The organism is Deltaproteobacteria bacterium (assembly GCA_019308995.1).
GTDB lineage: Bacteria > Desulfobacterota > Desulfarculia > Adiutricales > JAFDHD01 > JAFDHD01.
Window position 1 is genome coordinate 1 of record JAFDHD010000015.1, and the last position, 13,808, is coordinate 13,808.

The 13,808-nt window shown below is 52.9% G+C and carries 14 protein-coding genes; 10 read left to right on the plus strand and 4 right to left on the minus strand.

Translation table 11 applies throughout. From position 1 onward, the window contains the following. The 5 genes from JRI95_04625 to JRI95_04645 all read left to right on the plus strand — a co-directional run. Window positions 1-1,229, plus strand: a 1,229-nt coding sequence (locus tag JRI95_04625; protein ID MBW2060831.1) for an amidophosphoribosyltransferase, incomplete at its 5' end; no start/stop codon positions are given. Between the two features lie 334 nt (window positions 1,230-1,563). Continuing rightward, window positions 1,564-2,361, plus strand: coding sequence for an alpha/beta hydrolase (locus tag JRI95_04630; GenBank protein MBW2060832.1), 798 nt, complete (start codon window positions 1,564-1,566; stop codon window positions 2,359-2,361). Between the two features lie 24 nt (window positions 2,362-2,385). Further along, window positions 2,386-3,129, plus strand: a complete 744-nt coding sequence (locus tag JRI95_04635) for an enoyl-CoA hydratase/isomerase family protein (GenBank protein MBW2060833.1) — start codon at window positions 2,386-2,388, stop codon at window positions 3,127-3,129. Between the two features lie 260 nt (window positions 3,130-3,389). Further along, window positions 3,390-4,142 (plus strand): SUMF1/EgtB/PvdO family nonheme iron enzyme, encoded by a 753-nt coding sequence (locus tag JRI95_04640; GenBank protein MBW2060834.1) that lies wholly within the window; start codon window positions 3,390-3,392, stop codon window positions 4,140-4,142. Between the two features lie 218 nt (window positions 4,143-4,360). Continuing rightward, on the plus strand, window positions 4,361-5,527 hold the full coding sequence (locus JRI95_04645) for an MFS transporter (GenBank protein MBW2060835.1): 1,167 nt from the start codon (window positions 4,361-4,363) through the stop codon (window positions 5,525-5,527). 57 nt (window positions 5,528-5,584) lie between these two features. Here the strand turns inward: JRI95_04645 and JRI95_04650 are convergent, their stop codons facing one another. After that, window positions 5,585-6,100 carry a hypothetical protein gene (locus JRI95_04650; protein MBW2060836.1) on the minus strand — a complete coding sequence of 172 codons (516 nt, stop codon included), beginning with the start codon at window positions 6,098-6,100 and terminating at the stop codon, window positions 5,585-5,587. 196 nt (window positions 6,101-6,296) lie between these two features. Here JRI95_04650 and JRI95_04655 point away from each other — a divergent pair, with 196 nt between their 5' ends. Beyond that, window positions 6,297-7,184 carry an alpha/beta hydrolase gene (locus JRI95_04655; GenBank protein MBW2060837.1) on the plus strand — a complete coding sequence of 296 codons (888 nt, stop codon included), beginning with the start codon at window positions 6,297-6,299 and terminating at the stop codon, window positions 7,182-7,184. 110 nt (window positions 7,185-7,294) lie between these two features. On the opposite strand, the gene JRI95_04660 is transcribed toward JRI95_04655, so the two are convergent. Beyond that, on the minus strand, window positions 7,295-8,428 hold the full coding sequence (locus JRI95_04660; protein ID MBW2060838.1) for a CoA transferase: 1,134 nt from the start codon (window positions 8,426-8,428) through the stop codon (window positions 7,295-7,297). Window positions 8,429-8,724: 296 nt separating this feature from the next. On the opposite strand from JRI95_04660, the gene wecB reads away from it, so the two are divergent. Then, window positions 8,725-9,825 (plus strand): UDP-N-acetylglucosamine 2-epimerase (non-hydrolyzing), encoded by a 1,101-nt coding sequence (wecB, locus tag JRI95_04665; protein MBW2060839.1) that lies wholly within the window; start codon window positions 8,725-8,727, stop codon window positions 9,823-9,825. A 51-nt stretch (window positions 9,826-9,876) separates the two neighbouring features. Here the strand turns inward: wecB and JRI95_04670 are convergent, their stop codons facing one another. Beyond that, the gene (locus tag JRI95_04670; protein MBW2060840.1) at window positions 9,877-10,905 is read right to left on the minus strand and encodes an aryldialkylphosphatase; all 1,029 of its coding nucleotides are present in this window, start codon (window positions 10,903-10,905) and stop codon (window positions 9,877-9,879) included. Between the two features lie 54 nt (window positions 10,906-10,959). Further along, complete coding sequence (locus tag JRI95_04675; protein MBW2060841.1) at window positions 10,960-11,730, minus strand: crotonase/enoyl-CoA hydratase family protein; 771 nt, start codon at window positions 11,728-11,730, stop codon at window positions 10,960-10,962. 191 nt (window positions 11,731-11,921) lie between these two features. On the opposite strand from JRI95_04675, the gene JRI95_04680 reads away from it, so the two are divergent. From JRI95_04680 to JRI95_04690, 3 genes are all read left to right on the plus strand, one after another. Further along, window positions 11,922-12,563 (plus strand): SagB/ThcOx family dehydrogenase, encoded by a 642-nt coding sequence (locus tag JRI95_04680; GenBank protein ID MBW2060842.1) that lies wholly within the window; start codon window positions 11,922-11,924, stop codon window positions 12,561-12,563. A gap of 80 nt (window positions 12,564-12,643) precedes the next feature. Beyond that, window positions 12,644-13,075 carry an NADPH-dependent 7-cyano-7-deazaguanine reductase QueF gene (gene queF, locus JRI95_04685; protein MBW2060843.1) on the plus strand — a complete coding sequence of 144 codons (432 nt, stop codon included), beginning with the start codon at window positions 12,644-12,646 and terminating at the stop codon, window positions 13,073-13,075. Continuing rightward, window positions 13,068-13,790, plus strand: coding sequence for a queuosine precursor transporter (locus JRI95_04690; GenBank protein ID MBW2060844.1), 723 nt, complete (start codon window positions 13,068-13,070; stop codon window positions 13,788-13,790). The genes queF and JRI95_04690 overlap by 8 nt, the downstream gene beginning before the upstream one ends. The last annotated feature ends 18 nt before the right edge of the window (window positions 13,791-13,808 follow it).

Here is a 13,808-nt window from a genome sequence, read left to right on the forward strand (position 1 = left end):
TCACCCATCATGGCAAGGTAACCAACACCTTTACCGATCAAAATCTGGACTACCTGAAAGGGACATGGGGTATCGGACACGTGAGCCTTAAAGAGCGCCAGCCGGTCAGGTATCAGTCAAGCCTGGGGGATGTCGCTCTGGCGTTTAGCGGCAATATCATCAATTCTAACGAGCTGATGCAGGAGATGATGAAAAAAGGCAGAACCTTCCAGGAAGGTTATGACATCGAAATCATTTCCAAGTTTATTTTTGAAGTGGGGGATCCTGTGGAAGGCATTTCCACCCTTGCTCATAAAATAAAAGGGGCTTACACCCTGGTGGTCCTGACAAAGGATGGAATCTATGCGGCGCGGGATATTTACGGATTCAGGCCTCTTATTTTAGGTCAAGGTCCGGGAAGGTATATTGTCAGTTCCGAGTCTCGAGCCATCCAAAACCTTGAGCTTGAAGTAGTGCGGGATGTGCGGCCTGGTGAGATCATCCTGATAAACGATCAGGGATTAACGAGCTGTAAACAGCTTGACTCCCCGCGTCGAGCTCACTGCGCATTTGAATGGGCCTATACTTCAAGTATTGATTCCGTTATGGAAGGCAGGTATGTCCTGGAAGCCCGAAACAACTTGGGCGCCAGATTAGCAGAGCGAGATATGAACGAAGGAGGGATCGAGGCGGATGTGGTCGCGCCGGTACCGATGTCTGGTATCGGTCATGCCCTGGGATATCATATGCAGTCAAAAATTAATTACCAGGAGGTTTTTCTTTATAACCGGTATGCTGATCGAAGTTACACCCTCTCGACCCAGGTGGCCCGTGAAAAGATGGCCAAGCGTAAACTCTCCGTCCTTAACGCCTCCATCAAGAACCAGCGCATTATATTATGTGATGATTCCATTGTCCGAGGCACACAGATCCAGTATAAGGTGCGGGACCTTAAAATGGCGGGGGCTCGTGAGGTGCATGTCCGTGTTGCCTGCCCTCCTCTGATGTATCCCTGTGATTTCGGTATTTCCACCCGTAGTTATGACGAACTCATCGCCCGGAAATACCTGCGGCGAGGAAATATCACCTCCATGAGACAACTGGATGAACTGGAAAATTGGGTGGCGAAAGAGATCGAGGCGGATTCAGTTAAATATAACAGCCTCGAAGCCCTTGTGGAGGCTATTGGTATCCCTAAAGAAGACCTCTGCCTCAAGTGTTGGAATGGTCTGAGTCCTTATGAAGAGTAAATATAAAGGTCATAGTCAAGAGCATGAGAATAACTTCAGAACTGAAAGCGAGCCGCTCGCTACGTGTCACATTTTTACCTCTTTCTTGTGGCTTACCTAATGTAATGAAAAAAGCATGATGCACATCAGGCCGTCTATATTAATAATAACCAAATTCTTTCCATTCATGTGGCCAGCGACAGAGACAAGTGTTTGAAAAAATCATTAAAGGTTTAATTATCTGCCTTCCAGGGAGTGATTAATTTTGTTGCCACCAGGATAGATTCTGGTAAGGTATCATTGCTGCTCGCAGCAGGTGCGGCGACCTGAATCAAATTAACATATGCGTCTTGAAATGATTGATCTTTCTAAAATTGATTATTCAGAATTGGATGTCCCTCAAGTTCTCTCGATCTTGTTTTATCCCAGACCCGAGTTTGGATCAGGCGCGGCAGATAATGCCATTGACCTGCTGATTCCAGTGGATGAAGAAGTCCTGGTTGGGGCCAGGGTTCACGCCATAGACAAACAGGCTCCCAATATCCTGTTTTTTCATGGAAACGGCGAGATTGTCGCAGATTATGAGGACATGGGGGCTCTTTACAACAAGCTCAGGATAAATTTTCTGCCCGTGGATTACAGAGGATACGGGCGTTCAACAGGCAGCCCCACCATTACCGGCATGATGAGAGACTGTCATGTCATCCTTCACTTCCTAAAAGATTGGCTGAAAGAAGAAGGCTATACCGGACCTTTGATCGTAATGGGAAGGTCGCTTGGAAGCGCATCTGCCATCGAGCTGGCATTCCATTATCAGGAACTCATTGACGGCCTCATTGTGGAAAGCGGGTTTGCTTCTATGGAACCCCTTTTTAATTTACTCAGCACCAGTGCAACCGTTTCAGATATCAAAAGAAAGGGCTTAAGCAACCTTGATAAAATCGCCTCTTTTGATAAACCAACCCTGGTGATCCATGCGGAATACGACCACATTATACCGTTCTCAAACGGAGAGGCCCTTTATAAAGCTTGCGGGGCTGGGGACAAGCATTTTCTTAAGATTCCTGGAGCCAACCATAATGACATCTTTTTTCACGGCATGTCAGAATACCTGGAAGCCGTGACAGCGCTGGTTCAAAAAGTCAAAAAATAAAAAAATCTTCAATAGGTGAAGGTAATGGCTGGCAGGACAGTTCTCTATGAGAAAAAAGGAAAGATCGCCTATATCACGTTAAACCGCCCCAGGAAACTGAATGCCTTTAACACCGCCATGTCAAACGGCCTGGTCAACGCCTGGAAGCAATTCGCCCGGGACGATGACGCCTGGGTCGCCATCCTCACCGGCGCTGGAAATAGAGCCTTTTGTGCCGGGGTGGACTTGAGAGAACCCGGGCCGACCATGCCGGCAGTGCCTGGTATCGGGATTGAGATCTGGAAGCCCATCATTGCCGCCGTCCAAGGGCACTGTCTCGGGATAGGGCTCGTGTTTGCCATGCAGTGCGATCTTCGCCTTGCCGCTTCTGACGCGCAGTTTGGATACCCTGAGGCGTTAGTTGGTGTGAGCGGGGGAGTCGGCGCAGGCTTGATAAGGCATTTACCATCGGCCCTAGCCATGCAGCTGCTTTTTACGGCCGAGCCAATCAGCGCGCAGAGGGCCTATGAAGTCGGTTTCGTGAACAAGGTGGTCCCTCCTGATGAATTGATGTCAGAAGCGACCGAACTGGCGCAAAAGATCGCCGGAAATGCTCCCCTGGTGATAAGAGCTCTCAAGGAGCTAGCCTTCAGAGATAGCCATCCCACGCTGCGCGAGGCGCACGGGATGGCCGAACGCATCATGGGGCGCCTCCGAAGCAGTGAGGACGGAAAGGAAGGCCCGAGGGCGTTTATAGAGAAAAGAAAGCCCAGGTTCAAAGGAAAGTAACGTTTTCAGCTGATGCGGACCTTCTTTGTTTTCACAGCGCTCAAAGCGCATTACACCTCTTTGATTGAAAGTGAAAAAACTTGAGGCCTAGGAATCCTGAATCACTAAAGACCAGATCATTAAGTCCGGGTTGTCATCCTGATAAAAAAGAGTAAAATGTTCATGTGCTGCACCCTTGAGCACGTCTGATGCGTTTATGAACCGACCCCGCAATCAGGCAACCGATACGTCGATTTAATTTTTAAGGGGAATCTTCAGTCGTGGAAAGCCACTGGGATTTAAGCAAGGAACTGGGCAAGGGGCCGCTTCCTGAAACCATCATGTCCCCTCTAGATGGGGCTGAGATGGTCCTGATACCCGGGGGCCCATTCACCATGGGCATCACTGAAGATGAACTTCGTCAGATCTACCTGTTGGATCAGAGACAGACCGTTGTGTTTGCCACTGAGGTGCCCGCCCGCGCCGTGCAGGTTGAGTCTTTCTATATTGACCGGTATCCGGTGACCAACTACCAGTACCGCAAATTCGTCGAAGAGACGGGACATAGAGAGCCTTTACTCTGGAGGGAGCCCATGTGGAGCCAGCCCATGCAGCCTGTTGTTTTTGTGGGCTGGGACGACGCCCGGGCTTACGCCGGGTGGGCTGGAAAATCTCTCCCCACCGAAGCGCAATGGGAAAAGGCCGGGCGCGGAACCGACGGCCGGTGGTGGACATGGGGCGATGAATTTCTCCCCGGAAGATGCAATTCCAGGGAATACGGTCTTGACCGCACCTCGGAAATCGGCCTCTTCGACCAGGGGATGAGCCCGTATGGGTGCTACGATATGTGTGGCAACGTCTGGGAGATGTGCGAGGGCCGATGGCAAGGGGAGCTCCTGCCCATGCGCGGCGGATGCTTCCTGGGCACAGCCACATTTGTCCGGATCACTTGTCGCTGGACCCCGGAAGACACCATCAACGGCGCTCACTGGCTTGGGTTCCGCTGTATAAAAGAAGTCCACACTGCCAGATAATGATCAGACCCTTCCAAAATTTCATCTAACAGGCTGTTTAAAAACCATTAAAACCCTAATTAAAAGGCAAGAACGCCCGCGGCAGGGTGAAATCCTGGGCGCTTTTTTAATGCGAAACAGGGTTTAGGTTGAGCTTTTGATTTCCTTTTGATATTGTCAACCCTCAAAAACTCAACATCCAGAAAGAAAAGGCCATTAAAAAATCAAACTTCTCCTTTATGTTTTCAGGGCTGCTGCCTCTTTTCGTGCTGGCTCACTTTGGGCACCACCTGCTGACCGCCTTGCCCGTCCCTCTTTTGCCAATGATCCGGACCGACTTCGGCCTCGATTACACCCAGTCCGGACTCCTGATCTCGGCCTTCAGTCTGTCTTATGGCTTTGGCCAGCTGCCAGCAGGATGGCTTGCTGACCGCATTGGACGCCGCCTTCTCATCACGATAGGCAACTGCGGCGTGGCCATGGCCGGCCTTTTAATCGGCCTTTCGCCCACCTACTTCATACTTCTTCTCTGCCTCATGCTCATGGGCGTCATGGGCGGCGCCTACCATCCATCGGCCCCGCCCCTGATTTCGGCCTCGGTAAAACCTGAAAACCAGGGCCGAGCCCTGGGGCTGCATATTGTCGGAGGCAGCGCCAGCTACTTTCTGGCCCCGCTTATTGGGGTCGCCATAGCCGTGGCCTGGGGATGGCGCGGCTCGTTTATCGTCCTGGCGGTCCCGGCCGTTATCTTTGGGATCGTCTTCTATGTCCTACTGGGCCGATTGACGAACGGTGAAGTGAAAAAAGATAAAATAACCATTACTCCGACCGAAGCGCCATCTCAACCTGGTCGTTTGCGCGGTCTGGTGGTGGTAATGGTCCTGAGCACCGGAATTTCAGCGATCCTTGTCTCTGCCATATCCTTCCTACCGCTCTTCATCGTAGATCAGTTCGGGGTTAGCGAGAGAATCGCGGCCGCGTTTCTGGCCGTTATTTATTCCGCCGGGCGCTGGTCAGCGCCGGTAGGCGGCTATCTCTCTGACCGTTTAGGCAAGATACCGGTGCTCCTGACGGTTTGTTTTGCCGCCGGTCCTATCATCTGCCTGCTCAATCTGCTGCCTTACGGGCTTGGAACTGTGGCTCTACTGGTTGTTTTAGGAACATGTTTGTCTATGCGCATGCCAGTGACTGAAGCCTATATTGTCAGTCATACCTCGGACCTTAACCGTTCGACGATATTCGGTGTCTATTATTTCAGCGCCATGGAAGGCGGCGGCGTCCTGACGCCGGTCATGGGCTACCTCATTGATCATCTCGGGTTTACCTCCAGCTTCACCATGGCCGGTGGAGCCATAATTGGAATAACCCTGGTCTGTTCCCTGCTTTTGTGGGGCGGCCGGAAATAATCATTTCCTTAAAAACAAAACCGCTGTTTGACGTAAGCTTTCCTTGACCGGAACGGCTTAAACTTCAGCCTTGGCGGGTGCGACCTTCTTCCTCCAGGGCTTTAAAACCGAGATGAAGGCCGCAAAGATCAAGGTGAGGACCTGTGCCAAACCAAACCACATATTCATGGTTTTATTGTGAAGGTACATCGGATCAGAGAGAGCCTCCAGTCCCAGGGACTCGGAAATGGGAAGACAGGCGTTCAGCCAGGGGCCAAGCCAGAACGTTCCAAATATGATCCCACCAATATTGATGACCCATTTGACTGTGATCCAATTATGCTTGAAAAAGCCCCAATGTGTGAAAATGGCAAATAAAAGTCCGGTAATGAGGCTGCCCATAGCCGCAGGAATAATAACAAAATCGTCAATGAATTTCATGGAGCGGTTAATGCCGTAAAGTTCTTTCCCGTCGGTGGCGCTAAGCCCTATATTCATGAGAGCAAGGCAAACTCCTGCGCCAATCCAGGCGCAGGCGAAAAAAATGTGAAATCCCTTCAGCCACTGTCTTCCTTTTAAACCAAATTTTTTCATGACCAATCTCCTAACATATCTAACGGAATTCTTTCATCATCTGCTTCAGGCCCCAGCCTTTTATACTTGATAAGTTCGGAGCCGTCCAGGCTTTAAAGTCGGGTTTTCATTCTTGACTTTTTCAAAGTTAAATAGTTACTTGAGGTCAAGAGACACGGGGTCATATAAGCCTGAATAAAACCTGGAGGGATTGATCATGCCGAACGTAACCGCCAATGGTATCCAGATCGAGTACGACACCTTTGGGGACCGCTCCTCACCGCCGCTGCTCCTGATTATGGGTCTTGGGGCCCAGATGATCCTCTGGGACGAGGAGTTCTGCGACCAGCTTGCCAGCCAAGGCCTATACGTCATCCGGTTTGACAATCGGGACATCGGACTCTCGACCAAATTCGATGAGGCGGGCGTCCCCAACGTCATGGAAATGATGGCCGCCGCGCAGCGGGGCGAGGAAGTTAAAGCGCCCTACACGGTTGACGACATGGCCGACGATGCGGTTGGACTGCTCGACAGTTTAGACATTGACAAGGCCCACATCTGCGGCGCGTCCATGGGCGGTATGATTGCGCAGACCGTTGCCAGCCGCCATCCATCATGCGTCTTGAGCCTCATCTCCATCATGTCCACCACCGGCGATCCCGCGCTGCCGCAGGCCAAGCCCGAGGCCATGGAAGTTCTACTCACGCCTGTGCCTGAAAAACGTGAAGCTTACATCGAGCACAGTCTAAAGGCCTCCCGAACCATCGGCAGTCCTGGCTTCCCCTTTGACGAAAAGCGAGTCCGCGAGAGAACGGCGCGGGGTTTTGACCGCAGTTTCCACCCCCAAGGCGTGGCGCGCCAGCTCGCGGCCGTTATCGCGCATGGCAGCCGAAAACCCGCCCTGGCCAAGGTAACCACCCCTACCCTCGTCATCCACGGCGCTGACGACCCCCTCGTGCCTGTGGAAGGAGGCCGAGACACGGCCAGCGCCATCCCAGAGGCGGAACTGCTTATCATTGAAGGCATGGGGCATGACCTTCCGATTGGGGCCTGGCCGCGCATCGTGGATGCAATCGCAAGGAACACGCGCCGGGCGCAGGTTTGAGTTGAATCAGGTTGAAAAACAGGAACCGGCCGAACACCGGGAATGTGGGATGCATTTGCTAATGTAATAGGGAGACATCTCAAGGGCGGGTCTTTCCCCGCTCATTTCATTCAGATAGCGCCTGCCTTCTTAAGCGATTTGATTTTTTCTGAGGAAAAGCCCCAGCCTCTGAGGGCGGATTCGGTATGCTCGCCAGGCGCCGGCGGCGGCCCCTGAATCTCGGGCTTGGTCCGGCTGAAACGCGGCGCTGGCGCGGGTTGCGGTACGCCGTCAACCTCGACAAACGTTCCACGGGCCATGTGGTGGTGGTATTTAGGCGCTTCTTCCATGGAGAGCACCGGCGCGAAGCAAACGTCAGTGCCTTCCATAATCTCGCACCATTGATCCCGCGTCTTGGTTTTGAAGACAGCCGTTATCTTCTCCTTAAATTTCGACCACTTTATCTGGTTCATCTGTTCCTGGAAGTCCGGATCGTCAATACCGGCGTGCTTAAGCAAAAGCGCATAAAATTGCGGCTCAAGAGAGCCCACAGCCACCCACCTGCCATCCGCCGTCTCATAAGCGTCGTAAAAATGGGAGCCGCTGTCCAGGAAGTTTTTCCCGCGCTGATCGGTCCACGCCCCGCCAGCCCTGAGCCCGTAAAACATGGCCATGAGCGCCGCGGAGCCGTCCACCATGGCCGCGTCCACGACCTGGCCCTGGCCGGACACCTGAGTCTCATAAAGCGCACACACGATCCCAAAGGCCAGCAGCATGCCGCCGCCGCCGAAATCGCCGACCAGGTTCAATGGAGGCACCGGTTTCTCGCCGCGCCGCCCGATAGCATAAAGCGCGCCCGTGGTGGCAATGTAGTTGATATCATGGCCAGCCGCTTGGGAAAGCGGCCCTTCCTGTCCCCAACCGGTCATGCGGCCGTAAACAAGCCTTGGATTCCGCTTCAGGCAGACATCCGGCCCGAGCCCCAGCCGCTCCATCACACCGGGCCGGAAGCCTTCAAATAAGGCATCCGCTCGCTCGACCAGGTTAAGGACTGACTCAACCCCTTCGGGCTTCTTCAGATCAATAGCGACCGACCGGCGGCCGCGATTCAAGACCTGGTATTTCATATCCGTCCTGGCCGTGGGTAGACCTCTACGCTCCACACGAATGATGTCAGCACCCATGTCCGCCAGCATCATGGCGCAGAACGGCCCGGGTCCAATTCCGGCAATTTCAATAATTTTCACTCTGTCAAGCGGTCCCATTGATCCCTCCTTGGTTTAACTTCCAATCAGAACAGGCTCTGAAAATTTTACTATAACACGAATTAAAAACTCGATTACTGTTTTGCAGATTTTTTTGTCGGCAGGCATGTGTAATGAGCGAAATCACCGGGGAAATAAGGACTTATCCCAAAGGCGGACGTGGCAATTACCCCATAATTTGCTTGACTGTCTTACTACCCGGCAGTAGATTGACCACAAGCTGGCTGAAACTATTAAAGATAACTGAACAGGAAAAGACGTAAGGCGTTTCGTTCACAGCCGTTAACGATTCTGTTATGGGTCAATTGAAGATACATTTAATTGGGGCGGCGCGGCCGAACTTCATGAAAATCGCTCCGCTTTATCACACCCTCAAAGACGAAACCTGGGCCAATCCGGTCATCGTTCATACAGGCCAGCATTATGATGTCAATATGTCAGACTCCTTCTTCATTGACCTGGAGCTTCCCAGCCCGGACATCTACCTGGGCGTGGGCAGCGGGACACATGCAGAACAAACCGCACGGGTCATGATGGCTTACGAAAAGGTCTGTCTGGACGAAAAGCCCGACCTGGTGATCGTGGTCGGGGATGTGAACTCCACCATGGCCTGCACCCTGGCCGCGGCCAAGCTGAGGCAAAAGACGGCTCACCTGGAAGCAGGCCTTCGGTCCTTTGATCGAACCATGCCAGAGGAAATCAACCGCATCGTGACCGATGCCTTGGCTGACATTCTCTGGACCCCCTCGATAGATGGCGACAAAAACTTGACCAGGGAGGGTATTCCGCCTGAGAAAATAGAACGGGTAGGCAACATTATGATTGATTCCCTGGAAATGCTGCGCCCAAGGATTGATGAAGAAAAGACCTTTCTGAAACTTGGTTTTCAGCCGCAGGGATACGGCCTTGTGACTTTGCACCGTCCTTCCAACGTGGATCTGCCAGAGAAACTAGCCCGCCTCTGCCAGGCGCTGGTTGAATTATCGGACCTGATCCCGCTTGTTTTTCCTGTCCACCCTCGAACTCGTAAGAATCTCGAAGCATTCGGTTCCCTTAAGACCTTCGAGGACGCGAAAAACCTGCATATCATGGCCCCCCTGCCTTATAAGCAGTTTATGAATTTGCTTTTTAATTCCAGATTCGCCTTGACCGATTCGGGCGGCATCCAGGAAGAGACCACCTATCTCGGCATCCCATGTCTGACGCTCCGGGCAAATACCGAACGGCCCATTACGATTACTCAGGGAACCAATCGGCTGACTGACCTTTCCACAGTGCGCCAGCATGTTGATACCATACTGAGCAGCGGCTTTAAACCAGGCCGAATCCCGGAAATGTGGGACGGCCATACAGCCGGTAGAGTCAGGGCTTCCATTCAATCTTTTTTTAATGGCTAGCCTCAGGCTTCTCAAGGGCTTGATGAAAATTTAACTAAAAAAACTGACAAGTTATAAAAAAGTCAAAACACGCGCCGGATTTTTAATCGTCAAGGCTTCAATGTCCTCGTCGCTCATCCCCTTTTGCTTCATCATGGGCAGAATATTTTTCAGAATGTGACCGTATCCTTCCCCGCCGAATTTCATAGTATGGATCTTGGTGCAGATGTCCTGAGAAATGAGCAACTTGTTCCGAAAACCCGCTTCAATGAACTTCATGATGCAGTCAATCCGCGTGTGATCGTTTGGCATGTCAATCGGTGCGAGCGGATAGTAACTCGACTCCTGCCCGAAGAGGTCCCACTCCAGATAACAGCCTGTCTTGGCCAGATCGAGCATGGCGTTGAAATTGAACAGGGTCCGGTCCATGTGACTCATGACCGTCCGTTCCGGATCGCCTCCCGCGTCATGCACAATACGAATGGCGTCAAGCGGAGCGGCCGGGTTGCGGCCGGGATGAATATTGAGCGAGGCGCCGGTTTCCCTTTGCGCCCGCGCCGCGGCGCGGAGCACCTTGGCCTCATTATCATGCACCGGCCAGTCCAGGCCAATTTCGCCGATGATGCCAGATTTAATTCCAGTGCCTTCTGTTCCTTCGACAACGTCGCGCACCATCACCTTGGCAAGTTCCTCTTCGGACATGCTCTCAACTTCTGGAGGATGGTAGGCTGAGGTGTAGTAGCCTGCGCCCATGACCACGTGAACCCCGCTTGCCTTTGAGACACGGCCATATGCCTCTGGATCGCGGTCTATGCCAATAATTGATAACTCGGCCATGGCCCCGCCTCCAGCAGCCTTATAATCCTCTAATTCCTTGATAGCGTCTTCCTCGCTGGTCAGACGCAGGTTTTCAGGATTACTGGTCCAGTGCCTGCGGTTCCACCCGAGGTTATCCATGCGGATCTCCTCTCCAACCGCTCCATCCCGCTGTGGGGCCGGTATCAAATTAACGAGGAGATGCTCGTGCGGCTGGGTGTGTCCAAGTTCCGAAGGATCAATAAGACCCAGTACTGTCTGCACCTTGCCTGATCGTTCACTCATGAAATGTTCCTCCTTGATTTTTAATGAAGTATTTAAAGGCTCGGACGAGGTTCATTACTCAAAAGCCCCGTGCCGTCCGGCGCCCTGGGCGAAGCGGCTGGCGCCTTCAACCGTCTCGCCGCTCGAGAAGGTGGCCAAACCCAGGCGAAACTCATTTCGCATGGCCATGTCAAAAGGAAGGCTCATCTGCTCATAGGCAGACCGCCGGTCGTTCAGCATGCAGCGCTCGGGGAATTGTGCGATTTCTTCAGCCAGGGTTTCGGCCTCGGCGCGAGAGGCGCCAGTTTCCACGATGCGGTTGGCCAGGCCGATTCGTAAGGCTTCCGCAGCCCCAACAGGCCTGCCGGTGAGGATCATGTCCAGGGCCTGGGAAAGGCCGATCAGCCGGGGTAAGCGCACCGTGCCACCGTCCATTAAAGGCACACCCCAGCGCCGGCAGAAGACTCCGAAATAGGCGTCCTTTTCCATGACGCGCAGGTCGCACCATAGAGCCAGTTCCAGGCCTCCGGCCACGGCATAACCGGCCACGGCGGCAATCACCGGCTTGTCCAGCCACATGCGGGTCGGCCCCATGGGGCCGTCGCCCTCCTCGCTGACACGGTTGGTGCGGTCCTGTCCTTCTGTTATGGCTTTGAGGTCGGCTCCAGCGCAAAAGCACCCTTCTGCGCCGGTAAGCACCCCGACCTTGGCCTTATCGTCCGCCTCAAAGACCCGGAAGGCGTTTGCCAATTCCTTAGCCGTGGCGCCATCCACCGCGTTTCGCACCTCAGGCCGGTTGATGATGATGGTGGTCACCGGCCCTTTCTTTTCAGTCAGAACGAGCATCCTTGCCTCCATGTTTCAAGTTTTTGTGATCATACCAGAAAGGTTATATATTTGAATGAATTTTCTGTCCTGGATTGTATAATAGGCTGTTAAAGCAGCCGCAGCCTCTAAAAAATTAAAAGGAGGATAAAATCATGTTCACCTTCCACACTTTCAGTATCATCATGCTAGTCGCGGCATTGATGATCCTGATGCCGTTTGCGAGCCTGGTGGCAGGGGCGGAAAGGGTAACCCTTCCCCCTCCCTCACACAAAGGCGAAATATCTGTGGAGGAAGCGCTTAAAAAGCGACGGACTCACCGGTCATTCAAACCCGAGGCCCTTTCCCTGAATCAGTTTTCCCAGATCTTGTGGGCAGCCTATGGCGTGACGGCTAAGAGGCATGGTTACGCCCTTAAAACCGCTCCATCCGCCGGAGCCCTTTACCCGATTGATATCTATGCTGTTGTTGGCGACCGGACGGTAAAAACCCTGCCTCCGGGCGTCTATCACTACCATCCTGAAAAGCATGAGGTGATTCCTGTAAAGGAGGGGGACCGGCGCAAAGCCGTGGCCAGGGCTTCCCTGGGCCAGATGTGGATGGCCAGCGCGCCGGCCATGCTGGTCATCACCGGGGAATACGCCCGCTGCACGGTCAAGTATGGCCGTCGGGGCAGCACTTACACCCATATCGAGGCCGGCTGCGTCGGTCAAAATATCTTTCTCCAGGCCGAAGCCCTGGGTCTCAAGGCAGGCATCGTCGGCGCCTTCCGAAACGATCAGGTCATTAAAACCCTGGGCATCCCGGCCGATCACGATCCTCTGCTGATCATGCCGGTAGGCTATCCGGATTAAAGCTATCCCCAAGGGCCATGCCCTTGACCCATTTTAATCCGGGTGATAATGTCTGACCATCCGGGAAACAGGAGCATTAAATGAAAGAGGATACCTCGTCCCTGAAGCATCTGGGGCAGCCAAAAGCAGAGCCCAATTACGACAATCCATCGGTTGAAATCCTGGATACTTTTCCCAACCCATATCCAAATAGAAGCTATACCATCCAGTTCATGACCAGGGAGTTTACCAGCCTTTGCCCGGTTACAGGCCAGCCGGACTTTGCCACGATTGAAATAAACTACATCCCTTGCAAACTTTGCATTGAATCGAAATCGCTCAAGCTCTACCTCCTGGCTTACAGGCAGCATGGCTCTTTCGTGGAGACGATCACCAATAAAATCCTTGATGATCTGGTTCAGGCCTGTGAGCCTGCCTGGATGGAGATCAAGGCCGACTTCGTGGCGCGGGGAGGAATTCGCATGAACGTTCGCGCAGTGCGCCAGGGTAATTCAGGAAAAGAAAATGGATAACCAGTCCTCCTTCACCTCAACTCCATTCGATGTTTCGATATGGTACATCGTTGTCGTCTCTGTTTTCATTACCTGCCTTATCACAGCCAACATCATGGCCGTAAAAATCATCAGCCTGTTTGGCTTGATCCTGCCGGCCGCGATTATCATCTTTCCCATGAGCTACATTGCAGGGGACGTGCTGACCGAGGTTTATGGCTACCAGCACACCAGGCGAGCCATCTGGCTGGGTTTCTTTTGCAATCTCATTACCGTACTGGCACTCTGGCTGGGTCAGCTGCTTCCGGCGGCCTCATTCTGGGAAGGCCAGGAAAGTTATGAACGCATCCTGGGCTACACGCCGCGTCTTCTGGTAGCCTCCTTTTTCGCCTACCTTGTCGGCGGGTTCGCCAACTCATTCATCATGGCCAGAATGAAAATCATGACACAGGGACAGTTTTTATGGACCCGCACCATCGGGTCAACGCTTGTGGGGCAGGGGTTGGATTCGATGCTTTTTATCACCCTCGCCTTTGTAGGCACCATCCCCTGGTCGGCCCTGGGGTTGGCTGTCGTAACCCAGTGGCTGGTCAAGTCATCTTATGAGGCCATTGCCACACCGCTGACCTACGCTGTGGTGGGGTTTCTGAAAAAGAAGGAAGGTCTGGAAATTTTCGACCATAGGACGCGGTTTAGTCCGTTTTCTTTTCAGGTCGGACAAGACAGACAGATTTAATATTAAACAGGGATAAAT

What these genes read in the sequence shown, in the direction of transcription:
- JRI95_04630 (MBW2060832.1), top strand. Translation starts at nt 1,564, where the DNA reads ATGATTGATCTTTCTAAAATTGATTATTCAGAATTGGATGTCCCTCAA.
- JRI95_04635 (MBW2060833.1), top strand. Translation starts at nt 2,386, where the DNA reads ATGGCTGGCAGGACAGTTCTCTATGAGAAAAAAGGAAAGATCGCCTAT.
- JRI95_04645 (MBW2060835.1), top strand. Translation starts at nt 4,361, where the DNA reads ATGTTTTCAGGGCTGCTGCCTCTTTTCGTGCTGGCTCACTTTGGGCAC.
- JRI95_04650 (MBW2060836.1), bottom strand. Translation starts at nt 6,100, where the DNA reads ATGAAAAAATTTGGTTTAAAAGGAAGACAGTGGCTGAAGGGATTTCAC.
- JRI95_04655 (MBW2060837.1), top strand. Translation starts at nt 6,297, where the DNA reads ATGCCGAACGTAACCGCCAATGGTATCCAGATCGAGTACGACACCTTT.
- JRI95_04660 (MBW2060838.1), bottom strand. Translation starts at nt 8,428, where the DNA reads ATGGGACCGCTTGACAGAGTGAAAATTATTGAAATTGCCGGAATTGGA.
- wecB (MBW2060839.1), top strand. Translation starts at nt 8,725, where the DNA reads ATGGGTCAATTGAAGATACATTTAATTGGGGCGGCGCGGCCGAACTTC.
- JRI95_04670 (MBW2060840.1), bottom strand. Translation starts at nt 10,905, where the DNA reads ATGAGTGAACGATCAGGCAAGGTGCAGACAGTACTGGGTCTTATTGAT.
- JRI95_04675 (MBW2060841.1), bottom strand. Translation starts at nt 11,730, where the DNA reads ATGCTCGTTCTGACTGAAAAGAAAGGGCCGGTGACCACCATCATCATC.
- JRI95_04680 (MBW2060842.1), top strand. Translation starts at nt 11,922, where the DNA reads ATGCCGTTTGCGAGCCTGGTGGCAGGGGCGGAAAGGGTAACCCTTCCC.
- queF (MBW2060843.1), top strand. Translation starts at nt 12,644, where the DNA reads ATGAAAGAGGATACCTCGTCCCTGAAGCATCTGGGGCAGCCAAAAGCA.
- JRI95_04690 (MBW2060844.1), top strand. Translation starts at nt 13,068, where the DNA reads ATGGATAACCAGTCCTCCTTCACCTCAACTCCATTCGATGTTTCGATA.